The following is a 22,757-nucleotide window of genomic DNA, read 5'->3' on the forward strand; positions in this document are numbered from 1 at the left end:
CAATCTTATTTTGGATTTTCTGCAACGAAATCTGCTTCATATAACTGGTCTTGGTATAAAAGCCTAAGACGATAGTGGTTTGAGGCAGTATAAACAGCAGATGTGTCCAGATAATAGGTTTTGGTTACATATTGGTGGCCAGAAATAGAAACAGCCTCACCACAATTTAAAGCAAATTCATAATTAATAGATTCCCAGCCAGATTCTGTTTCACCAAACAGTTCAAAGGATGGAGCTATAGATAGGGAATCGGATGTTACATTTTCAAAGGTAATTGTAACTTGAAGATACCCATTGATTAAAGAAGCGGAATCAGCAGTTATTGTTATACTGCGTTGGTCACACGCAGATTCTGATGAATCATTAGCCAATTCGGTTTTATTGCAAGAGTCCTTTTTTTCTATGGATAAACTTTTTATAAATGCAAGTGCAAATAGTACATTCAAAACAATTGCAAAAGCCGCAGCAATTTTTAGATAAGAGGACAAGCGACGTTTTTCAAACAGTCCTTTTTTAGGCGGCTTCTTTTTAATTGAGTCACTAAGCTGAGAAATAGATACTACAAATTCTTCCGAAAAGTCATGCATTATTTTTAATTCTCGTTCAGGCGGAATCTGCGCCAGTTCCTCCTCCATAATCTGATTTAGGACTTTTGACAGGAGTTCTGCCTCTGGCAAAGTATTACTATTTTTCATGGAATCCAACCTCCTCCTCCAGCAGTTTCTGAAGCTTTTTTCTAGCTCTGAAAATACGCACATTTACTACCTTTTCTGTTACATTTAACAACTTTGCAATCTCTTTGTCTGTAAGCTGATGAACATACTTGTATTCAAACACTATACGATAAATAGCATCCAGCTTTTTTACACAAATAAGCAAGGCTTTATAGTTGTCTTTGTGGATAAAATCACTTAACAAGTCTTGTTTTGTGGATAAGTCTTCGTAGGTATCTCCTAAAAATTCGTTTTGCCGTGTGCGTTTTCTAAGCAAGTCAATTGCCTTATGTTTTACAATTGTAAAAATAAATTTTTTTGTCTGGCTGCTTGTAACTTCCCCAACCTTGTTCATGTGCATGGATAGAGAAAGAAATGCATCCTGCACAGCATCTTCTGCTAAATGAGGATCCACTACAATCTCATTTGCCACGTACCACATCATGTGTTTGTAACGTTGATATATTTCATTAAATTTGTCTTTATCCTCTGGTAAGTCAATTAAGGTGAGGAAAAGCAACATGAGAACCACCTCCATGTCTTCGCTTTCTAACTATAAAAACGAAGAGTATTTAAACTTTACTACAAGAATTATAAAAAATTTTTATAAAATAACTATATCAAAGACTGGAAGTGAATACAATAACATGTAACTTTTGTCACTTCAAAAATAACTTTAATTACTTATTTATAAAAATTATTAATTATGGTATAATGGCATGAAAGCAATGTTTAAAGGAGGGATAATATGAAGGCTGCAACATTTTTAGGGGGGGTACATCCTTTTGAGGGAAAAGACTTGTCAAAAGACTTGCCCATTAAAATTGTACAACCCAAAGGGGAATTAGTATTCCCAATGTCACAGCATATTGGAGCACCTGCAAAACCAATTGTAGAAGTAGGCCAGCAGATTCTGGTAGGTCAGAAGATAGGCGAGGCATCCGGTTTTGTTTCTGCAAACATTTGTAGTTCTGTATCTGGTACAGTAAAGGCAATTGAACCAAGGCTAACCGTATCAGGTGCTATGTCACAATCCATCATAGTTGAAAATGATAACAAGTATGAAAAAGTAAAAGGATTTGGCGAGAAGAGAGAATTAAAAAAACTATCCAAAGAGGAAATACGAACGTACATTAAGGAAGCTGGTATTGTTGGTATGGGTGGTGCAGGATTTCCAACGCACATTAAGCTCACACCAAAGGATGATACCAGCATTGATTATGTTATCGTAAATGGTGCAGAGTGTGAGCCCTATTTAACATCAGATTATCGGATGATGCTAGAAGAGCCAGAGAAAATAGTGAATGGTTTAAAAGTAATCTTACAGCTTTTTGAAAAAGCGCAGGGAATTATTTCGATTGAAGACAATAAGCCAGAGGCAATTAAGAAGATACAGGAACTGGTTAAGAATGAAGACAGGATTTCAGTCAAGGTGTTAAAAACTAAATATCCCCAAGGAGCAGAAAGACAATTAATTTATGCATCCACAGGCCGTAAGATTAATTCCTCCATGCTGCCGTCGGATGTGGGGTGTGTTGTAAACAATATTGACTCGGTGATATCTGTTTATATGGCAGTATGTGAATCTACACCATTGATTCGCAGGATTGTTACTGTAACGGGAGATGCTATTAAGACTCCGCAGAATTTTAATGTAAGAACAGGTACTATATATGAAGAGTTAGTGGAAGAAGCAGGTGGATTTACGACAGAACCTGCGAAGGTTGTCTCAGGTGGTCCAATGATGGGAATGGCTTTGTTTGATTTACATGTACCAGTAACAAAGACATCTTCCGCATTACTTTGTCTTACAAAGGATCAGGTAGCGGAGCATGAACCTACCAATTGTATTCGGTGTGGACGATGTGTTGCAGCGTGCCCAAGTAAGTTGATTCCACAGAAGATGCTGGAATATTCCGATCATTTTGATGATGAAGGATTCCAGAAGCTGTATGGAATGGAATGTTATGAATGTGGCAGTTGTACTTATGTTTGTCCAGCAAAGCGCAGACTGACCCAATCATTCAAACAAACAAGAAGAAGCATTTTGGAAAATAGAAAAAAATAAGCTGCATTAGAAAAGAAAGAGGTGTTACCATTTGAATGATTTATTAAATGTTTCAGCTTCGCCTCATGTCCGTAGTAAAGATTCAACATCAAGTATTATGCGAGATGTCGCAATTGCATTACTGCCAGCAACGGCATTTGGAATTTACAATTTTGGGGTAAAAGCATTATTTGTTGTTCTCACAGCAATAATTTCGTGTGTTCTTACTGAATATGTATATCAGAAACTTATGAAAAAGTCCATTACAATAAATGATTACAGTGCAGTTGTTACTGGATTGTTGTTAGGGCTGAACCTTCCATCTACACTGCCGCTTTGGATTGCATTTCTTGGCGGAGTGTTTGCTATTCTTATTGTAAAACAGCTTTTCGGAGGCCTTGGCCAGAACTTTATGAATCCGGCGTTGGGAGCCAGGTGCTTTCTGCTTATTTCCTTTGCAGGAAGAATGACTTCATTTACCTATGACGGAGTAACAGGAGCAACCCCTCTTGCTGTTTTAAAAGAAGGTGATAAAGCAGCTTCTGTAGTAAGTGTACTTAGTGCCAGTGGTACAAGTATTAGCGATATGTTTTTTGGAACAATTGCTGGTACTATAGGTGAAACATCCGTAATAGCTATTTTATTGGGTGCAGTTTACTTACTTGTGAAAAAAATAATAAACTGGAAAATCCCATTTATTTACATTGGTACATTTGCGGTTTTTGTAGTGCTTTTTGGTGGAAAAGGGTTAGACATGAACTATCTTGCAGCACAGCTTTGCGGAGGTGGATTAATGCTGGGAGCCTTCTTTATGGCAACAGATTATGTAACAAGCCCGATTACACCAATGGGACAGATAGCTTATGGAATTTTATTAGGATGCTTTACAGGGATTTTTCGTATGTTTGGAGCTTCTGCGGAAGGAGTATCCTATGCCATTATTTTCTGTAATCTCTTGGTGCCATTAATCGAAAAATTTACCATTCCGGTACCTTTTGGAAGGGAGGGGCTGAAAGATGGAAAATAAGACGAAGAAAAAGAATACACTTGTAAAGGATGCCGTTATTCTGTTTGCTATAACTTTAGTTGCGGGATTATTATTAGGCGTTTGTTATGGAATTACAAAGGAGCCCATAAAAGAGGCTAATGAAAAGGCTAAACAGGAAGCGTATGCAAATGTATTTTCAGAAGCAGATAATTTTGTTGCAGACGAAGGATTGAAAGCATTGGTTGATAATTCAGCCCAGTTCTTTACTGACAATGATATTACAGGAGCAGAGATGAATGAGGTTCTTTATGCTGTAGATAACAGTGGAACACCACTGGGTTATGTAATGTCTTTTGCTGCTACAGAAGGATATGGCGGTAATATTGAAATATCTATGGGAATTGATTTTAATGGAATGATTACAGGGTTTGAAGTGCTATCTATGTCAGAGACTGCTGGTTTAGGTGCAAAATGTACGACAAGTGATTTCAAGAATCAATTTGTAGGAATACAGGCAGATGCAATAGAGTATACAAAAACTGGTAAAACAAAAGATAATGAAATTGATGCTATTAGTAGTGCAACCATTACAACAAAGGCAGTGACAAAAGGAGTGAATGCTGCATTGGCTTTTGCAAAAAACTGCAATTCACTACAAGGTTAGTAAGGAGGGGTAAAAATGAACAAATATTCAGAACGTGTTTTTAACGGAATTATTAAAGAAAACCCTACCTTTGTCCTGATGCTTGGTATGTGTCCAACGCTGGCAGTTACTTCATCAGCAATTAATGGTATGGGTATGGGTTTGACTACAACAGCAGTACTTATTATGTCAAATATGCTAATTTCAGCACTACGAAAGGTGATTCCTGGGAAGGTTAGAATACCTGCATTTATTGTAGTAGTAGCCTCGCTGGTAACGATTGTACAGTTGTTATTGCAGGCGTATATTCCGTTTTTATATGATTCACTAGGAATTTATATTCCTTTAATTGTTGTTAACTGTATTATTCTCGGTCGTGCAGAATCTTATGCATCACAAAATGGAGTTATTTTGTCTGCACTGGATGGAATTGGAATGGGACTTGGATTTACTGTTGGACTTACAGCAATTGGTATTTTCAGAGAAATTATTGGAAATGGAACTATATTTGACTTAAATATTATGCCAGATGCTTATGAGCCAGCCGCAATTTTTGTTATGGCTCCAGGTGCTTTCTTTGTTCTGGCAATGCTGACAGCGCTTCAGAATAAGTTTAAGGCACCAAGTGCTACCAATAAGAAAACATCAGAAGCAATAAGCTGTGGGGGGAATTGCAGCAGCTGCAGTGGTTCCGCTTGTGCAGCAAATCACAGTAAGTTATCTGAGCAAAAAGCAAGTAAGGAAAAGGGGGAATGATTTAGATGAAAGAAATGGTTATTATTTTGATTTCGGCAGCATTGGTTAATAATGTAGTACTAAGTCAGTTCCTTGGACTATGCCCATTTTTAGGCGTTTCCAAAAAAGTAGATACAGCAGCTGGAATGGGAGGAGCAGTTATTTTTGTTATTACCATTGCATCTGCGTTAACCAGTATTGTCTATAACGCGATTTTAGTACCATTTAAACTGGAATATTTACAGACAATTGTATTTATTTTGCTGATTGCTGCTCTTGTTCAGTTTGTTGAAATGGTTTTGAAAAAGAATATGCCATCTTTGTATAGTGCTTTAGGTGTGTACTTGCCTCTGATTACAACTAACTGTGCTGTATTGGGTGTGGCATTGATTAATGTGCAAAAGGAATACGGAATTATTGATAGTATTGTGAATGGCTTTGGAACTGCACTGGGATTTACCATTGCAATTATTATTTTAGCAGGAATTCGTGAAAAGTGTGAAAATAATGATGTGCCAGAGTCGTTTAAAGGATCACCAATTGTTTTGATTACAGCAGGACTTATGGCAATTGCATTCTGTGGATTTGCAGGCTTGCTCTAGGAAGGAGGAGATTAGATGGATATTGTAGCAGTTATAACAGCAGCAGCTGTTATTGGAGTCACTGGATTATTAATTGGACTTCTTCTTGGTGTAGCAGGAATCAAGTTTGCAGTGGAGGTAGATGAAAAAGAACTTTTTGTCAGAGAACTTTTACCAGGTAATAACTGTGGCGGATGTGGATTTGCAGGTTGTGATGCATTGGCAAAGGCAATTGCCGCAGGAGATGCTCCTGTTAACAGCTGTCCTGTTGCCGGACCAGATAAGGCTGTGGAGATAGGAAAGGTTATGGGAGTAGACAGCAGCGATGCAGAAAAAATGGTTGCATTTGTGAAGTGTGCTGGTACCTGTGATAAAGCAGGAATTAAATATAATTATTATGGAATTCACGATTGTAAGAAGCTTGCATTAATACCAGGAAACGGGGAAAAGAAATGTTCCTATGGTTGTATGGGATATGGTACATGCGTAAGAGCGTGTCCGTTTGATGCAATTGAAGTTGTGAATGGCGTTGCAGTAGTGGATAAGGATAAATGTAAGGCTTGCGGTAAATGTATTGCTGTATGTCCAAATCAGCTGATTGAACTGGTTCCATATAGTGCAACCCACATTGTACAGTGCAATTCTAAGGATAAAGGTAAGATAGTAAGAGAAGTATGTAAGGCAGGTTGTATAGGATGTGGAATCTGTGTAAAACAGTGTGAAGCAGGAGCAGTTACATTGGAAAATAATCTGGCGCATATTGATCAGTCTAAATGTACTGGATGCGGAAAATGTGCAGAAAAATGTCCTGCAAAAGTAATTATATAGGAAAAAGTAAAATAGACAATAGAATGCATATAAGCAGGCTATTGTCTATTTTATGTAATAGGAAGTTACTCCGCATATCCTATTACATAAAATAGCACCCTAAAAAACAGGGTGCAGGATGATGCGCACTTGTGGGCAAGGAATATTGTGGCTAAAGGACAGCCACACCCACAAGGCGCGGCAAAGTGTGTGGAACACACACTTTGTTCTGCGATAGAAATTAATCCGTATTTCTTGTATAAGGAACTAAGAAATTATTTTAAAATGATCTTCAAACCCTTCTGAAAAATGAAGTTCATAATCATCTGTAATGAAAACCGCATAGGTATCAGAAAGAGAATTAATCAGTTCTAAACCATTTTTTAGCCCCTTAGAAAAGCATAGTGTGCTCAAGGCATCTCCGTCTACGGAATTTTTGGATATAATGGTTACAGATATTAAATTGTTCTCAACGGGATATCCAGTTAGAGGGTTTAGGATGTGATGGTATAAAACACCATTAGCTTTAAAATAACGTTCATAAATTCCAGAGGATACTACTGACAAATCACTGATTTCAACAGCACAGATTGTTTCATTGCGGTCTTCAAAGGGCTTCTGAATACCAATTTTAAATGGCTCTCCATCTGGCTTTTCTCCAATACAAAGGATATTTCCCCCAAGGTTAATCATGCCACTCTTTACGCCGTTTTCCAACAAAAACTGTTTTAGCTTGTCTGCAATGTAACCTTTTGCAATTGCACCTAAGTCAATTACTGTATTTGTATTTTCTTTTATAAGTTGATGATTTTCTATTGAAATTGTTTTATAATTAACAAAAGGAAGATGAGCCTGAATCTCTTTTTCTTCAGGAAGTACAGGCGATTCGGCTGTAAAATCCCACAGTTGGCTGACTGCTCCAATAGTAATATCGAAGCTTCCGTCAGAAAGCTGGCTGTAATACATGCCTTTCTCCAGAAGTGATTCCAAGTCATCAGACAAAGTGGTTTGATACAGGGTGGAATGATTTAGATTCCACAATTCGCTGGATTCTAGTGTACGGCTGAATTTATTTTCATATTCCCTGCATAATGAAAAACATTGCTCTAAAAGACTAGTATCAGTTGTATCATAAAGAGTAATCGTTACAAAGGTGTTGAAAGCAAATTGTGTGTCACTAACTGGTTCATCAGAAGACTGGTTCTTGGTGGAAAGAGACAGCTTCTCGCATCCAGATAACAAAAGTGTAAAACAGATAATGAAGAGTATTATTAATTTTTTCATATATAGTCTCCTAAACTATAAATAGTAGTTGTAGCTTCATTATAGGAATTTGTATAAATACTGTCAAGAAAGAAAATGAATTGGAGGAAAAGCAATGAAAAAAAATGACTTTATTCTGGTGCTTGTAATGGTGGTTCTAGCAGGTGCTTTTTTTATAGGAAGGGAGTTTGTTTTTTCAGAAAATAACTTGGTAGTACAAGTAAAGGTAGAAGGACAAGTTTATAAAACTGTAAGTCTGAGGGAGGATATTTTTCTGGAAATTGTAAATTCAAAAGGTAAAAAGAACGTTTTGGAGATTAAGGACGGAAAAGCTTCTATTACCCATGCGGATTGCCCCAACCAGTATTGCGTGCATCATAAAGAAATTAGTAAAGCAGGTGAATCTATTATCTGTCTTCCTAATCAGGTGGTGGTTAGTATTAAGGGAGATGAAGAGGCAGAATTGGATGCCGTATCATAAAGTTTGAAGGGGGAAGTCTACATGAATGTAAAGAAAATTACACAATTTGGAATGCTTATTGGAGTGGCATTTATTTTGAGCTATATAGAAAATATGATACCCTTTTATATTGGGATTTATGGGGTTAAATTAGGACTTGCTAATATAGTAACTGTCCTGGTACTTTATCGATTTGGGGGGAGAGAAGCACTTCAGATTTCAATTCTAAGAGTGCTGCTGGTAAGCTTTACCTTCGGCAATCTGTACAGTTTAAGTTATAGTCTGGCGGGTTCACTATTAAGTGGTATTGTAATGGTCACTTTAATGAAAACAAAGAAATTCAGCACAGTGGGAATTAGTATTGCTGGCGGCGTAGCTCATAATATAGGACAGCTCATTGTGGCAATGATAGTACTGGAGATGAAAGAGTTGTTGTATTATGGAGGCGTTTTGATAATTAGTGGATCAATTACTGGTTTTTTTATAGGGATAGCAGCAAAAACAACACTAAGCAAATGGAAAAATTAGATAATTAAATGTGTCAGTTTCGTGTTTTGTTTCGTAACTATTTTGTTAGCATTATAAAATAAATTAAGCATAAATGCTGAAAAACCAAGATATAATAGTATTATTTAGTAGGTTATGCATTAAAGAATAAGGTGAAATAAAATTGTGGTTTCGAAACAGTTTAGAAACAAAAAGGTAAAAAATTTAATTTAAAAGAAAACATTTTGTTTATAATGGTAAAAATATATAAATCAAGTTGTAATAGAGTTGTAAAATTGATAAATCTCATAAAAAATAATAAAATCAACTTGATTTCTTGTTAAATATGCTGTATAATGATGATACGAAAACGATATAGTAGTGTTTTTAGTAAAAGCAAGTGAATGATTAGATATGGTGGTGAACAGTAGTGGCAACGATTAAAGAATTGTCATTAAAATGTGGTGTTTCGGTATCTACTGTCAGTAAGGCGTTAAATGGGTATCAAGACATTAGTGAAGAGACTAGGGCATTAGTAATAAGAAATGCTAATGAAATGGGGTACTTTCCTGATGCGAATGCAAGAGCCTTGAAAATGAAAAAGACTTGCAATCTAGGTGTCTTATACATGGATACTTCTAATCAAAGCTTGAGAAATGAGTATTTTGCCCACATTCTGGCTGCCTTTAAGGAAAAGGCTGCTAAGAGGGGATATGATATTACTTTTATTGACCACAATATTGGGAATAGAAAGATGTCATATCTGGAACATTGCAGATACCGTAATTTTGATGGAGTATGTATTGCATGTGTGGCAGAATTTAATGACCCAGAAGTACTGGAACTGGTGAATAGTGACTATCCTGTTGTAACAATTGATCATTCGTATAATGGAGCAATTTCAATTCTTTCGGATAACTTAGATGGGATGAGGCAGCTGGTACAGTATATTATTGATCAAGGGCATAGAAAAATTGCCTATATTCATGGGACAAAGGCATCAGTAACGCATAACAGGCTTGTAAGCTTTAATACTGTGATGCGGGAAAACAATATTGAAATTAACAATGATTTTATTTTAGAGGGGAAATACCGTAGTGTTACGACAACAGAGAGGCTGACAGAAAAATTACTGGGTATGTCCGACAGACCAACCTGCATTATTGCGCCAGATGATTATGCGGCATTAGGAATTCTTAATGTTGCAGCAAGGATGGGAATAAAGATTCCAGACGAGCTTAGCGTGGCAGGTTATGATGGCATCACCTTTACCAAGTCATTAGAACCAAAACTGACAACAGTAAAGCAGGATGTTGACAAAATTGGAGCTGAAGCTGCTAAGCAGCTTATTAATCTAATTGAAAGTCCAATGACGACTTCATTAGAGAATATATGTTTAAAAGTTCAGCTAATTAAAGGTGGATCAGTTAAGAAAATAGATGTGTAATAATCGATCATACTGATTATCTTTGATGCAACATAATAATTTTTAAGGAGGAGAAATGAAATGAAAAGATTTAAGAAAAGTTTAGCATTACTATTAGTAGTAATCATGGCTGTTTCTGCTTGGGGATGTAAGAAGGATGATGATAAAACTTCAACAGATCCAACAGCAGAGGTAACAGAAAGCGCTGCAGCAGAAAGTGAAGAACCAGCAGCATCTGAAGAGGTTTCTACTTCAACAGAACCATTCTATATTTATTCTTGGAACACAGAGTTAGAAGACAGATTGCAGTATTTTAAGGATAAATATCCAGAATATACTGACAGAATCCAATATGTAAACATTGGTGACAGTGCAATCTATCAAGAAAAAATTGATGGTCTTTTAGGAAGCCCTGATTCTGCTGAATACCCAGATCTTTTTGCATTAGAAGCAGATTATATTAAGAAATATGTAAACAGCGATTATACATTAGATGTTGCTGATTTAGGAATTACAGCTGATGATTATGCAAACCAATATGCATATACATTAACAATTCCTACAAACCAATCAACAGGTGCAATTCAGGCACTTTCATGGCAGGCATGTCCAGGTTCTATGATGTACAGAAGATCTTTAGCTAAAACATATCTTGGTACAGATGAACCAGATAAAGTCCAGGAATTCGTAAGTGACTGGGATAAATTCTTTGAAACAGCTAGAACAATCAATGAAAAATCTGGCGGTGCTACAAAGATACTTTCAGGTAACGATGATATCGTTAAAGTTTACTTAGCTACAAAAACAAAACCTTGGGTTGATGAAAACAGCGTATTTTCTATTGATGATAATATGTTAGCATATTTTGATGCTTATAAGACATTAGAAGAAGAAGATTTAACGAATAAAACAAGCCAGTGGACAGAGCAATGGAATGCAAACTGTGCAAACGACAGTACTTTTGCATACTTTGGATGTACTTGGTTCTTACACTGGACAATTAAAGCAAACTGTGGTGGTGAAAAAGTTGGTGAAGGTACATACGGAGATTGGGCTATGTGTCAAGGACCAGCACCTTATTACTGGGGTGGAACTTGGTTAGCTGCAACTGCTAACTGTAGTGACAAACAGCTTGCTGGATTAATTATGAAAACTTTAACTTGTGATACAGAGACTATGAACAAAATGGCTGATGAAACTTTAGATTATGTAAATAACAAAGAAGCTGTTCAGCAGTTAATTGATGCAGGCAAAGGACCTTATGAATTCTTAGGCGGACAGGATTTCTTATCTGTATTCTCTCCTTTAGCTGAAAACGTAGATGTATCCTGGATGTCAGCATATGATCAGAAGATCAATGAACAATTAGATATCCAAGTAAAAGCATATGCAAATGGTGAAAAAGATAAAGATGCAGCAATTGCTGATTTCAAAGCTGGTGTAGCTGATATGTATCCTACATTAACAGTGGAATAAGTAATAATTTAAGGTATATTTAGGAGAACATTTTCAAATTAAGTTGTGGGAATGTTCTCCACATAATAAGTTAGTTGGCTTATAATTAAAGAGTATTGCGCTAATCGTAAGAAAGAGTAGCCAATCCATAGATTGGGTATTTTATAAAATTCAAAAGTGAATTTGGATTTTATAAAATACCCATGATATTGGGGTGAACGGCTATCGTGCATGTTCAATATTATTAATAAGGATGTGAAGAAAGTTGGCTGGGACAGATAAGAAGAAAAAAGGAAGAACAGTCGAATATGGAAGATATGGCTATTTCTTTATCGCGCCATTCTTTATTGTGTATGCAATTTTTCAGTTATATCCATTAATTAATACCATTCGATTAAGTTTTTGCAGAAATTTATTTGATGCATTTGGTAAGGAAATTGGACCAGATTTTAATGGATTAGATAACTATAAAGATGTTTTGTTTGGTACAAGTGGGAAGTTTTTAGATACTCCGACGATTGACGCTTTATCCAATACGTTTATTATGTGGTTTTTGAACTTTTTACCACAGTTACTGCTGGCAACATTACTTGCTGCCTGGTTTACGGATACAAAGATTAAGTTAAAGAGACAAGGCGCATATAAAATCATGGTATTTATGCCAAATATCATTACAGCAGCAACAATCGCGGTATTGTTTTATTCATTATTTAATTTTCCGCAGGGTCCAATTAACCAAGCATTTGTTAATGCAGGTATTTGGGATGAACCATTCAATTTCTGGTTAAGTAAATGGGCAGTACGGTTATTAGTTGCCTTTATTAACTTTTGGATGTGGTATGGAAATACAATGATTGTATTAGTTGCCGGTATTTTAGGTATTAATCCATCTCTGTTTGAAGCTGCAAGAGTAGATGGAGCAACCAGTACTCAAATTTTCTTTAGAGTAACATTGCCATTGTTAAGACCTATTATGTTATTCTCTCTTGTAACATCTGCAATTGGTGGTTTACAGATGTATGATATTCCTAAACTGTTAACACAAAGTGGTTATGGAGATCCAGATTTTGCGTCAAGAACTATTACGATGTATATAAAGGATTTAGCACTGACAGGTGCAAGACAAGTTGGTAAGGCATCTGCAGCATCAATGGTGTTATTTGCAGTAACATTAGTTATTAGTTTGGTTCTTTTCTATATTATGAGAGATAAAGAAGCAATTAAAGAGAAAAAAGCAATTAAATTAGCGCAGAAGAAAGGAGGAAACGCAGCATGAGTAAAAAGGAAGTAGATATTGAAAAAAAAGGTGAACAGGCACAATTAAGTATCCTAATTCAGAAAATACTTCGGAATGCTATATGCATATTCTTATGTGTATTAAGTTTAATACCTTTCTGGATTATGATTGTAAATGCAACAAGAAGCAACGTTGATATCCAATCCAAATTTACTTTACTGCCATCCACCTACTTTTTTAGCAATGTAAATAAATTGTTGGTTCAATGTAATAAAACAGTACCGTTATGGAGATACATGATCAATAGTTTGGTTATATCTGGTTTTTCCACAATTTTGACGGTATATTTTTCTACTATGACGGCATATGGTGTATCTGTTTATAAGTTTAAGGGAAGTAAATTTGCATGGACTTTCATCTTAGCAATCATGATGATTCCTATGCAGGTTACAGCAATTGGTTTTTACAAATTTATGTTACAAATTCATTTAACGAATAACTATATTCCTTTGATTATTCCAGCAATTGCTGCGCCAAGTACAGTGTTCTTTATGAAACAGTATATGCAAAGTGCGTTGCCATTGGAAATTATTGATGCTGCCAGAATTGATGGCTCCTCAGAATTTAATACATTTAATCGTATTGCAATGCCTCTTATGAAGCCAGCTGTTGCAACTCAGGCAATTTTCGGATTCATTTTATCCTGGAATAACCTGTTTACTCCTTCGTTGCTGTTATCTGCATCATCAAAATATACGTTGCCAATGTTTGTTCAGCTTCTAAGAGGAGAGAGATTTAGAACAGATTATGGTATCATTTATGTCGGATTAGTTATTACTATTATGCCAATCTTTATAGTATATTTTGCATTGTCAAAATACATCATTGCAGGTGTTGCTCTGGGTGGTGTAAAAGAATAATAAATAACCTAATGTAATTGGTATATATTTACTCCTATTTTGCAGGTTTAACTTGCAGCGGATTATTTCCGCACCCCTATAAGGTGTCTGCTTTAGTTTACTAAAGTGGACACCTGTTCCGCTATCTACAAGAGATTTCCCACTGAAAAGGAGCTGGTGGTTCGAGTGAAAAATAAAAAAATAACACATGGCGTTTTATCAATTAAGTTAAAAGTAACAATTCTGGTCACAATATTTATTATATTGGCGGTCTTTGTAAATTTCATTTATATTTTTAATGCTTCCCATACAACGTTAAAAACTACAACTGAAGACAGCCTTTGCAATATTGTAGATTCACAGTGCGATTACATTGAAAAGGCTATAGAAAAAGTAAATGCATCCATGTCGTACATGAATGGTTCAGAAGATATGTTTGTCTGCGTTCAGGCAAATGGTGAAAGACGTGAACTAGAAGTAAGTGCTGCATTAAAAAAATATATTTCTCAAAATAATGACTATGAAAGTATCACTTTAGTATCAGCTGAAAACGGTGTGGCAGTATCCAGCACTGATGAAAAGCTTAGAATGAAAGATTACTCGCAAGAGGCATTTGTCCAGAAAATTCTTGAATCAAAACAGCCGGCACAAAGTAATGTATTTTTGTCTGATACAGGTGAGGCGCTTATATCATTAGGTGTACCGCAGCAGTCCCACTTTGATGAGGAAATATTAACAGGGGTTCTGTTTATTACTATAAAGGTGTCTTTGCTTGCAGATACAATTTCTAATTTAAAGGTAATGGATTCGGATACCAGTTTTGCATATTTATGCGATCAGTCTGGTACCTATATTTATCATCCTGATGCAAGTTTAGTTGGTAAAAGTGCAGATATACCTATTGTAAAGGCACTTGCTGAAAAAATAAAAAATGGGGAGCAGCCTGAAACGGATGTAGAGGAAAATAAGATTGAGGGGGTAAGCCAGTATTTGGCATATAGTGTTTCGGATGTAAACGATTGGATTTTTTGTGTAGGGATTTCAGAAAAAGAAGTATTAGCACCTATTGAGGATATGAAAAAAAATGCAGTTCTAAGCAGTCTGATCATTATTATAGTTTTATCTGCATTTGCATATATATTTTCATCTACCATTTCTGTGCCAATTAAAAAAGTTACATCTATTGTTTTAAAAACATCAGAGTTGGATTTAACAGTGGATGAATCATATCGGAAGGTAATGAAACAAAAAGATGAAGTTGGTGAAATGGCAAGAGCAATACAGAAAATGAGGGCTACTTTTCGTGAAATGATGCATAGTATTAGCCAGAGTTCGGAAGCATTAAGTGGAAGTGCAGACTGTTTGAGAGGAATTGCAAATACTGTAAATGATAATGCAAGCGATAATCTGGCAACTACAGAGGAGCTTTCAGTTAGAATGGAAGATAGCGCCAGAAGTACACAGATGATTTCAGAAGATATTAAAAAAATAGAAGCAAGTACGCAATTAATCAGTCAGAAGGCAGCAGATGGATTAGAACTTTCTGCAACTATTATGGAGCGTGCAGGTGGGTTAAAAAGTACAACGCAAATAGCAAATGAGAATACAAAAGTACTATATGAGTCTGTGAAGGCTGAAACGGCAGAAGCTCTGCTGCAATCAAGATCAGTTGATAAAATTAATGAATTGGCTAATACAATAATGGAAATTGCAGATGAAACAAGTCTTTTATCATTGAATGCATCTATAGAGGCTGCTCGAGCAGGAGAAGCGGGTAGGGGATTTGCAGTGGTTGCAGGAGAGATTGGTCATCTTGCGGAACAGTCGTCTAGAACGGTTGTTCATATTACAGACATTGTAGAAGAGGTGAATCTATCTGTTAAGAAGATGGAGAAGTGTCTAACCAAAATACTTGAGTTTTTAGATGCAAGTGTTGTTAAAGATTATATTCAATTTATTGAGATGAGTGAAAAATACAGTCAGGATGCAACTTATGTAAATCATACCATGGATAATATTGATCAGTCTATTAATAAATTAAATACAACCATGTTGGATATCTCAAAAGCAATTTCTGAAATTAGTATTTCTGTATCTGAAGTATCAGAAGGGGTAACAAATGTGTCTGAGAAAAATGCAGATATTGTATCGATGACAGATGATACCTATAAAATGGTGCAGCAGACAATAGAATATGCAAATTCGCTTAAAAATATAGTAGATAAATTTAAGTTATCAAACTAATCTAAAAGGTTCTCATTTATTTAAATTGCATAAATGAGAACCCTTTTATTATGTTAACGAGCAAAATGCAAACAAGCAGTTGAAAATTGGGAACAGCATAGAGTATAATAAAGTACTATTTGACAAGGAAGGTTTTAAGAAGAAAAGAATATGCTTGTATAAAATAAAAACATATGTTATAATATGTAAAAATAAGTTATTTTAGACCAGGATTGAAGGGGTTTGTCATGTATAAAATGTTAATTGCTGAACAAGAAGAAGAGTACATAGAAATTATAAGTGAGTATACTTCTCAGCCAGCTAAGGGTATAGAGGTTGTTGGATACCCTAAGTCAGGGAGTGAAGTGCTTCGGTTAGTGAGTGAATTGACACCAGATATCTTAATTATTTCTGTTGCACTTCAAGGCATTTCAGGTTTGGAAGTTGTTAGAAGACTTCGAAAACATAATAGTGAAATAAGCATTATTATGCTTTCGGAATATGACTATTATGATTTTATCAGAGAGTCTATTAACTATGGAGTAGCAGATTATTTATTAAAACCAGTGAAGAAAAATGACTTGATTCATGTTTTAGATAGGGTTCTAGATGAGTTAAGGCAGCGTGATTTGTTTAAAGAAGAAATGAGAACTGATAAAAGAATTCGAAGTCAGATTTACGAATTTGCAGATTATAGTTTTATCTATTCATTTTTGTGGAATGGGAAAATGGATGGTGAGATAAAGAGATATCAGTCATTATTTAATTTAGGAAACAGAGGCTATGTGCTTAATTTAGAAATTGTTTCTCTGGGAGCAGAGTGTGTTTTAAGTATGGAAAAAGACAAAAGCATCCTTTATCAGACCATAAAGGACATATTGTCGGATAAACATGTTTGCGTAGTGGGACCTGTTATAGGCAATCGTATCATTATTTATATAAGTGAATCAACGCAAGAGGAAAATTATAAAGAACATATTCAGCTTGCCAACAAGCTGTGTGCGGAAATGAAAAGATGTCTAAACATGGAAGTGAAAATTGGGGTTGGTAACACAAAAAAATTGGAAGCCATACATGATTCTTATGAAGAAGCTATAAAGAGTCTTCGATATAAGGAAAAAGGAAATGTAATACATGTTAATGACGTTCTTTTTAATAGTGCTTCACATAACGATTATATAACAGTCGAAAATAAGATGCTTCAAAGTATTAAGTACGGAAAAGATGAATCGCTGGATTTGTTTAGTGAGATATTGGACATGTTGAAGCCTCTTAATATAGATGCAAGAAAAAATAAATTGTTTGAGTTGTTAGTATTAGCGTGTCATGAGGCTAGAATGCAGGGTGAAAATGAGGCAGATAACCTAAATTATTATGATTTTCTTCGTGAAGTTGAAAATGCGTCATGGAAAGAGGTAGAAGAGAAAGTTTATAGGCATTTTGAATACATTATTAAGGCAATACGAACCAGTCGCAGCGATAGAAAATCTGATGTTGTCAAAGAAGCATTGCAATATATTAATGAACATTTTCAAGGTGAGTTAACTTTAGATGATGTATCCAATTATGTAGGTGTAACACCACAGCATTTTAGTAAAATATTTAAAGAGGAAACAGGCTTTAATTATGTGGAGTGGCTCACAAATCTGAGGATTGAAAAGGCAAAAGAGTATCTAATGGAGGGAAATAAAACAATTAAAGAGATTTGTTATCTGGTTGGGCATAATGATCCAAATTATTTTAGTCGTTTGTTCAAAAAGACAGTGGGCAAGTCGCCTTCAGAATTTATAAAATTGGACAAAGAGGGACTTAGCAATAGCCACTAAAAAGCAAACCTGTATAAAAGGAAGTAAGGTAAGGGTTTGGAAAATTAATACTTGACTGATCAGGATAGGTCACTACTTTTTTATTCACATATTCTATTGGATTAAGTAAAATCTGATAAGCATGATTTTTGATGTGACATCCAAAGCTTTCACTTCCAGAGAAAAGAGTAGAAACAGCACCTGACTGAATCCTCTCATCTAATAAAGAGGATTCTGTAAAAAGGAGTCCGTTTTCTTCAAAAGCAATACCACAGGAATTAAGAGCATCAGAATAATGACTTAAAGAACAAAAAAATTCCCGCTGTAGTTTTTGGTTCATCACAGGGCTTGATACAGCACTCAGTTGATTATAATTATGAATAAAAAGATCAATTAGACTTTTTATCTTGTTATAGTCCATAGATGATTGAAGATATATGAAAGGGATACCATTCTCCTCTGCTGTTAAAACCTCAAGAATATCATGCAAGTGTAAGGCAGCTTCTTTTAACTCGATTGATACATCAAAAAGTTCAGGAGTAACCTTTATCAGATAGGTAGGTGACTGTCTGCTCAAATCTACTATTTTACTATAAAGGCAGCTGATTTCATTTCCATGAGAAAAAAGGGGAGAATGATTGCTTGAAAGTTTATAATGGATATATGAGTAACTGTTCATAAGCTGAAACATAAAAGACCTCCCTTTTCAAATTCTTTTTATATCATTAATTATATTCGATATAAATTAAAATGTCGATAGGTAATTTGGTAGTACCTTTCATAAAAGTCGTAGTTCTATTACTTGCAGATGCATTAATATTATAGTATAATACAAAAAACTATTATAGTTTTATTAAAGAAAGAAGGCTGATTTTTATGTATGAAATGAAACAGGAATATTTAACAGGAATTGAGCTAATCGATGAGGAACATAAAAAAATATTTGAAATTGCAGAATCGGCTTACCAGTTGCTTCACAATGAATTGTTGCCTGACAAGTACGATCATATTTCTTTGATTTTGAACGAATTAAGAGATTACACAAAAAAGCATTTTGCAGATGAAGAAGCATATATGGAAAGCATTAACTATAAGAGAATGTTTACTCAAAAAATACAGCACCAGAAGTTTATTGAGAAATTAGAAGAATTTGATATGGACAGCATAGATGAAAATCAGGATGCAGCAATTCTAGATATACTTAATTTTTTAGCAGACTGGCTGATTGAACATATTTTAGAAAATGATAAAAGGATTGGCGAAGAGTAAGGATTCAAAAAACTATTGATTTTATTTAATAAATATGCTATATTTAACTAGCGATGGAATAGGTCTTTTTTTTATGCTTAAAAATATTGTAATAAAAATGAACAATCGGAGGTGGCAGTTGTGCGCGTTAAAATTACTTTAGCTTGTACAGAATGCAAGCAACGTAACTATAATATGACAAAGGAAAAGAAGTTACATCCAGATAGAATGGAAACAAAGAAATATTGTAGATTCTGTAAGAAACACACGTTACACAAAGAAACCAAATAATTTAATCCGATGTACAATCAGGTGAGAACTGGTTGCATGAAAGGAAAGTGAAGATATGGGAGATACTGCTAACACAAAAGAAAAGGCTCCTAAAAAGAGCTTTTTTAAAGGTTTAAAAGCTGAGTTCAAAAAGATTATCTGGCCAGACAGAGAATCACTTATCAAACAATCAGCAGCAGTGGTAGTAATAGCTGTTGTATTGGGGCTTATAATTTCTATTATTGATCTTGGAGTAAAATTTGGTGTTGATAAGATTCTTCAAATAGGATAGGTGATCATATGTCAGAAGCGAATTGGTATGTAGTTCACACTTATTCTGGATATGAGAATAAGGTGAAAGCTAATATTGAAAAGACAATCGAAAATAGAAAACTTCAGGATCAAATTCTGGAGGTTTCCATTCCACTACAAAATGTTGTAGAGGTAAAGAATGGTGTGAAAAAACAGGTCCAAAAGAAGATGTTTCCTGCATACGTTCTTATTAACATGATTATGAATGACGATACGTGGTATGTGGTTCGTAATACAAGAGGCGTTACAGGCTTTGTAGGACCAGGGTCGAAACCAGTGCCTTTGACGGAAGAAGAAATGAAAAGTATGGGTCTTATGGATGGCCAGAATGTACAGGTAGATTTTGAAGAAGGTGAAACAGTTGTAATAACATCAGGTGTATGGAAAGATACTTCTGGTATAATACAGCAAATTAATCATCACAAGCAAAGTGTAACAATAAATGTTGATCTGTTCGGCCGTGAAACACCTGTTGAAATCAGTTTTACGGATATTAAGAAGTTATAAATTATATATGCGTGGGAGAGAATGTGGAGGCAGTCTGTCTGCGGTGTGTACAGGTTATGGCGCAGAGAGAAAGTGTTTCTACGTCGAAATTAGACTCTCGGTAAAACCACAATAATCAGGAGGTATGCTATTATGGCAAAAAAAGTAGACGGTTATATTAAATTACAAATTCCTGCTGGAAAGGCTACACCAGCTCCACCAGTTGGTCCAGCACTTGGTCAGAAGGGTGTAAACATTGTACAGTTTACAAAGGAATTCAATGCAAGAACTGCAAATCAGGAAGGTATGATTATACCAGTAGTTATTACAGTATATTCAGATAAGAGCTTTAGTTTTATTACTAAGACTCCTCCAGCAGCAGTATTGTTGAAGAAAGCATGCAACATTCAGTCTGGTTCAGGTGTACCTAATAAGACAAAGGTTGCAAAGATTTCACAAGCAAAGATTAGAGAAATTGCAGAACAAAAAATGCCAGATTTAAACGCAGCCAGCATTGAAAGTGCAATGAGCATGATCGCTGGAACAGCAAGAAGTATGGGTATCGTTGTAGAAGATTAATTTTAAGAATATTTAAACAAGACGCAACAAATGTAATATAAAATAAATGCAATATTTTAAGCAAGAGTAAGATAATATTCCGCAGATCGTAATAAGTGGGAGGGAATGGCGATACAGCCTAATTACGTCCCCGATACTACCACAGGAGGTTAATAGAATGAAAAGAGGAAAGAAATATATTGAAGCTGCCAAATTAATTGACAGAGGTACTCTTTATGATGCTGCAGACGCAGTAAGTTTAGTGAAGAAAGTAGCTGTTGCAAAATTTGATGAAACAGTTGAAGCGCATATCAGACTTGGTGTTGATGGACGTCATGCTGACCAACAGGTTCGTGGTGCGGTAGTATTACCACATGGAACAGGAAAGACTGTGAAAGTGCTTGTTTTTGCAAAAGGAGATAAGGTTGCAGAAGCAGAAGCAGCAGGAGCAGATTTTGTTGGTGGAGATGAATTGATTCCAAAGATTCAGAATGAAGGCTGGTTAGATTTTGATGTTGTTGTAGCAACTCCAGATATGATGGGTGTTGTTGGTCGTCTTGGTCGTGTACTTGGTCCAAAGGGCTTAATGCCTAACCCAAAAGCTGGAACTGTAACAATGGATGTTGCAAAAGCTATTCAAGATATTAAAGCAGGTAAGATCGAGTATAGATTAGATAAGACAAACATTATTCACGTGCCAGTTGGAAAAGTATCCTTTAGTCAGGAACAATTAAGTGAAAATTTTGAAACATTAATGGGTGCTATTATAAAAGCAAAACCAGCTGCTGCAAAGGGCCAATATTTGAGAAGTGTTACTTTATCTTCTACAATGGGTCCTGGTGTGAAGGTTAGTACAACTAAATTAGGCTAATATAGTATTTATTCATGTAAGGGAAAGCTGTACCAAGGCACAATGAGTTATCTTGGGACAGCTTTTTTCTGCAATAGAACACTTAATAGGAGGAGAGTAGTATGATTATACGAAAAGCAACAAGTGCTGATGTAAATTCATTGGTATTTATGAGGATAGAATATCTAAAAGAAACATTAGGAAGAATGGATGAAAAAGATATTGAGGCATTGAAAAAACAGTTGCAGCTATATTTTAAGACACATATTAATGTTGATTTTACAGCATATGTTGCAGAGCAGGACAGAGCAGTTGTAGCAACAGGTTTTATGATTGTTAATGAAAAACCAGCAAGTCCATTGTTCATGACTGGAAAAACGGGAACAGTGTATAATGTTTATACAAGACCGCAGTATCAAAAAAAGGGGCTTGCAACAAGTATTATGAATCAAATTATTCAGGAAGCAAAGAAAAAGCATATATCTTATATTGAGTTATCCGCTACAGATGCTGGAAAACCATTATATGATAAATTAGGATTTATGGAAAAAATATCAGCTTATACAGATATGAAATTGGTATTGGAAAGATAAAAGGGACAGGTGTGAAGCATATGGCAAATATTCTGATTGTGGAAGATGAGGTTCCAATAAATGAATTGGTGAAGTGTAATTTGCAGTTAGTGGGACATAGATGCCATCAAGCATTTGATGGAAACGAAGCGTTGGATATGATTAAAAATTATAAGTACGATTTAATTATTTTAGATATTATGCTGCCAGCGGTATCTGGTTTTGAATTGATGAAGCACATTGAAAATACAGCAGTAGTTTTTTTGACAGCAAAAGAAAATATTGAAGATAAAATACATGGATTTTCTTTGGGGGCAGAAGATTATATTGTGAAGCCATTTGAAATGCTGGAGCTGATTGCAAGAGTGAATGTGGTATTGCGTAGACAGCAGGGTTGTACTAAAAGCTTTCAGCTGGACAAGGTTCAGGTGATTTTTGACAGTCATAAGGTCTACTATGAGAATGAACTGGTTGAACTAACACCACAGGAATATGAGTTATTAGAGGTTCTAATTCAAAACAGAAACATTGCTTTGTCAAGAGAAAAGCTTCTGGAACTTGCGTGGGATTATTCTTACTTGGGAGATACAAGAACAGTAGATGTACATGTTCAAAAACTAAGAAAAAAACTTGGTTGGGAGGAACGTATAAGAACAGTCTATAAGCTGGGATATCGACTGGAGGTATAATAAA

Annotated in this window: 26 protein-coding genes; 22 read left to right on the plus strand and 4 right to left on the minus strand. The window is 35.3% G+C overall.

Going from position 1 to position 22,757, the window contains the following annotated elements:
* Nucleotides 1-5: 5 nt before the first annotated feature.
* Together BM305_RS02890 and BM305_RS02895 are read right to left on the minus strand one after the other, a co-directional pair.
* Nucleotides 6-695, minus strand: coding sequence for a hypothetical protein (locus BM305_RS02890; RefSeq protein WP_092559193.1), 690 nt, complete (start codon nt 693-695; stop codon nt 6-8).
* Nucleotides 685-1,236, minus strand: coding sequence for an RNA polymerase sigma factor (locus tag BM305_RS02895; RefSeq protein WP_177214517.1), 552 nt, complete (start codon nt 1,234-1,236; stop codon nt 685-687). Before BM305_RS02895 ends, BM305_RS02890 begins: the two co-directional genes overlap by 11 nt.
* A gap of 225 nt (nt 1,237-1,461) precedes the next feature.
* On the opposite strand from BM305_RS02895, the gene rsxC reads away from it, so the two are divergent.
* The 6 genes from rsxC to BM305_RS02925 are packed head-to-tail and all read left to right on the plus strand — an operon-like array spanning nt 1,462 to nt 6,535.
* Nucleotides 1,462-2,781 (plus strand): electron transport complex subunit RsxC, encoded by a 1,320-nt coding sequence (gene rsxC / locus BM305_RS02900; RefSeq protein WP_092559195.1) that lies wholly within the window; start codon nt 1,462-1,464, stop codon nt 2,779-2,781.
* A gap of 31 nt (nt 2,782-2,812) precedes the next feature.
* Complete coding sequence (locus BM305_RS02905; RefSeq protein WP_092559196.1) at nt 2,813-3,787, plus strand: RnfABCDGE type electron transport complex subunit D; 975 nt, start codon at nt 2,813-2,815, stop codon at nt 3,785-3,787.
* The gene (locus tag BM305_RS02910; RefSeq protein WP_092559197.1) at nt 3,777-4,412 is read left to right on the plus strand and encodes an RnfABCDGE type electron transport complex subunit G; all 636 of its coding nucleotides are present in this window, start codon (nt 3,777-3,779) and stop codon (nt 4,410-4,412) included. Before BM305_RS02905 ends, BM305_RS02910 begins: the two co-directional genes overlap by 11 nt.
* A 15-nt stretch (nt 4,413-4,427) precedes the next feature.
* Nucleotides 4,428-5,147 carry an electron transport complex subunit RsxE gene (gene rsxE, locus BM305_RS02915; protein WP_092559198.1) on the plus strand — a complete coding sequence of 240 codons (720 nt, stop codon included), beginning with the start codon at nt 4,428-4,430 and terminating at the stop codon, nt 5,145-5,147.
* A 5-nt stretch (nt 5,148-5,152) separates the two neighbouring features.
* Nucleotides 5,153-5,728, plus strand: coding sequence for an electron transport complex subunit RsxA (gene rsxA, locus BM305_RS02920; RefSeq protein WP_092559199.1), 576 nt, complete (start codon nt 5,153-5,155; stop codon nt 5,726-5,728).
* A 15-nt stretch (nt 5,729-5,743) separates the two neighbouring features.
* Nucleotides 5,744-6,535 carry an RnfABCDGE type electron transport complex subunit B gene (locus BM305_RS02925; RefSeq protein ID WP_092559200.1) on the plus strand — a complete coding sequence of 264 codons (792 nt, stop codon included), beginning with the start codon at nt 5,744-5,746 and terminating at the stop codon, nt 6,533-6,535.
* 246 nt (nt 6,536-6,781) lie between these two features.
* Here the strand turns inward: BM305_RS02925 and BM305_RS02930 are convergent, their stop codons facing one another.
* A complete protein-coding gene (locus tag BM305_RS02930; protein WP_092559201.1) occupies nt 6,782-7,798 on the minus strand; it encodes an FAD:protein FMN transferase in 1,017 nt (338 codons plus the stop codon).
* A 94-nt stretch (nt 7,799-7,892) separates the two neighbouring features.
* On the opposite strand from BM305_RS02930, the gene BM305_RS02935 reads away from it, so the two are divergent.
* The 8 genes from BM305_RS02935 to BM305_RS02970 all read left to right on the plus strand — a co-directional run bounded on the left by BM305_RS02935 (nt 7,893) and on the right by BM305_RS02970 (nt 17,789).
* Nucleotides 7,893-8,258, plus strand: a complete 366-nt coding sequence (locus BM305_RS02935; RefSeq protein ID WP_092559202.1) for a NusG domain II-containing protein — start codon at nt 7,893-7,895, stop codon at nt 8,256-8,258.
* 21 nt (nt 8,259-8,279) lie between these two features.
* Complete coding sequence (locus tag BM305_RS02940; RefSeq protein ID WP_092559203.1) at nt 8,280-8,765, plus strand: Gx transporter family protein; 486 nt, start codon at nt 8,280-8,282, stop codon at nt 8,763-8,765.
* 388 nt (nt 8,766-9,153) lie between these two features.
* Entirely contained in the window at nt 9,154-10,170 is a 1,017-nt protein-coding gene (locus BM305_RS02945; protein ID WP_092559204.1) for a LacI family DNA-binding transcriptional regulator, read from the plus strand.
* 60 nt (nt 10,171-10,230) lie between these two features.
* Nucleotides 10,231-11,625 carry a hypothetical protein gene (locus BM305_RS02950; protein WP_092559205.1) on the plus strand — a complete coding sequence of 465 codons (1,395 nt, stop codon included), beginning with the start codon at nt 10,231-10,233 and terminating at the stop codon, nt 11,623-11,625.
* Between the two features lie 244 nt (nt 11,626-11,869).
* Nucleotides 11,870-12,880 (plus strand): carbohydrate ABC transporter permease, encoded by a 1,011-nt coding sequence (locus BM305_RS02955; RefSeq protein ID WP_092559206.1) that lies wholly within the window; start codon nt 11,870-11,872, stop codon nt 12,878-12,880.
* Nucleotides 12,877-13,761 carry a carbohydrate ABC transporter permease gene (locus BM305_RS02960; protein ID WP_092559207.1) on the plus strand — a complete coding sequence of 295 codons (885 nt, stop codon included), beginning with the start codon at nt 12,877-12,879 and terminating at the stop codon, nt 13,759-13,761. Before BM305_RS02955 ends, BM305_RS02960 begins: the two co-directional genes overlap by 4 nt.
* Nucleotides 13,762-13,926: 165 nt before the next feature.
* Nucleotides 13,927-15,984, plus strand: a complete 2,058-nt coding sequence (locus tag BM305_RS02965; protein ID WP_177214518.1) for a methyl-accepting chemotaxis protein — start codon at nt 13,927-13,929, stop codon at nt 15,982-15,984.
* Between the two features lie 227 nt (nt 15,985-16,211).
* The gene (locus tag BM305_RS02970) at nt 16,212-17,789 is read left to right on the plus strand and encodes a helix-turn-helix domain-containing protein (protein ID WP_092559209.1); all 1,578 of its coding nucleotides are present in this window, start codon (nt 16,212-16,214) and stop codon (nt 17,787-17,789) included.
* Here BM305_RS02970 and BM305_RS02975 read toward each other — a convergent pair.
* Entirely contained in the window at nt 17,773-18,459 is a 687-nt protein-coding gene (locus BM305_RS02975) for a hypothetical protein (protein WP_092559210.1), read from the minus strand. The two genes, BM305_RS02970 and BM305_RS02975, sit on opposite strands and share 17 nt — an antisense overlap.
* Nucleotides 18,460-18,644: 185 nt before the next feature.
* On the opposite strand from BM305_RS02975, the gene BM305_RS02980 reads away from it, so the two are divergent.
* The 8 genes from BM305_RS02980 to BM305_RS03015 all read left to right on the plus strand — a co-directional run bounded on the left by BM305_RS02980 (nt 18,645) and on the right by BM305_RS03015 (nt 22,753).
* Nucleotides 18,645-19,037: a bacteriohemerythrin gene (locus BM305_RS02980; protein ID WP_092559211.1), complete on the plus strand. Its 393-nt coding sequence runs from the start codon at nt 18,645-18,647 to the stop codon at nt 19,035-19,037.
* Nucleotides 19,038-19,157: 120 nt separating this feature from the next.
* The gene (gene rpmG / locus BM305_RS02985) at nt 19,158-19,307 is read left to right on the plus strand and encodes a 50S ribosomal protein L33 (protein WP_092559212.1); all 150 of its coding nucleotides are present in this window, start codon (nt 19,158-19,160) and stop codon (nt 19,305-19,307) included.
* 55 nt (nt 19,308-19,362) lie between these two features.
* Nucleotides 19,363-19,578, plus strand: coding sequence for a preprotein translocase subunit SecE (secE, locus tag BM305_RS02990; RefSeq protein WP_092559213.1), 216 nt, complete (start codon nt 19,363-19,365; stop codon nt 19,576-19,578).
* A gap of 8 nt (nt 19,579-19,586) precedes the next feature.
* Entirely contained in the window at nt 19,587-20,105 is a 519-nt protein-coding gene (gene nusG / locus BM305_RS02995; protein WP_092559214.1) for a transcription termination/antitermination protein NusG, read from the plus strand.
* Nucleotides 20,106-20,237: 132 nt separating this feature from the next.
* Complete coding sequence (gene rplK / locus BM305_RS03000; protein ID WP_092559215.1) at nt 20,238-20,663, plus strand: 50S ribosomal protein L11; 426 nt, start codon at nt 20,238-20,240, stop codon at nt 20,661-20,663.
* Between the two features lie 157 nt (nt 20,664-20,820).
* Nucleotides 20,821-21,513 carry a 50S ribosomal protein L1 gene (rplA, locus tag BM305_RS03005; RefSeq protein WP_092559216.1) on the plus strand — a complete coding sequence of 231 codons (693 nt, stop codon included), beginning with the start codon at nt 20,821-20,823 and terminating at the stop codon, nt 21,511-21,513.
* Nucleotides 21,514-21,614: 101 nt separating this feature from the next.
* The gene (locus tag BM305_RS03010; protein WP_092559217.1) at nt 21,615-22,085 is read left to right on the plus strand and encodes a GNAT family N-acetyltransferase; all 471 of its coding nucleotides are present in this window, start codon (nt 21,615-21,617) and stop codon (nt 22,083-22,085) included.
* A 20-nt stretch (nt 22,086-22,105) separates the two neighbouring features.
* Nucleotides 22,106-22,753, plus strand: a complete 648-nt coding sequence (locus BM305_RS03015) for a response regulator transcription factor (RefSeq protein WP_092559218.1) — start codon at nt 22,106-22,108, stop codon at nt 22,751-22,753.
* Nucleotides 22,754-22,757: the final 4 nt, after the last annotated feature.

The organism is Anaeromicropila populeti (genome assembly GCF_900112775.1).
Classification (GTDB): Bacteria; Bacillota; Clostridia; order Lachnospirales; family Lachnospiraceae; genus Anaeromicropila_A; species Anaeromicropila_A populeti.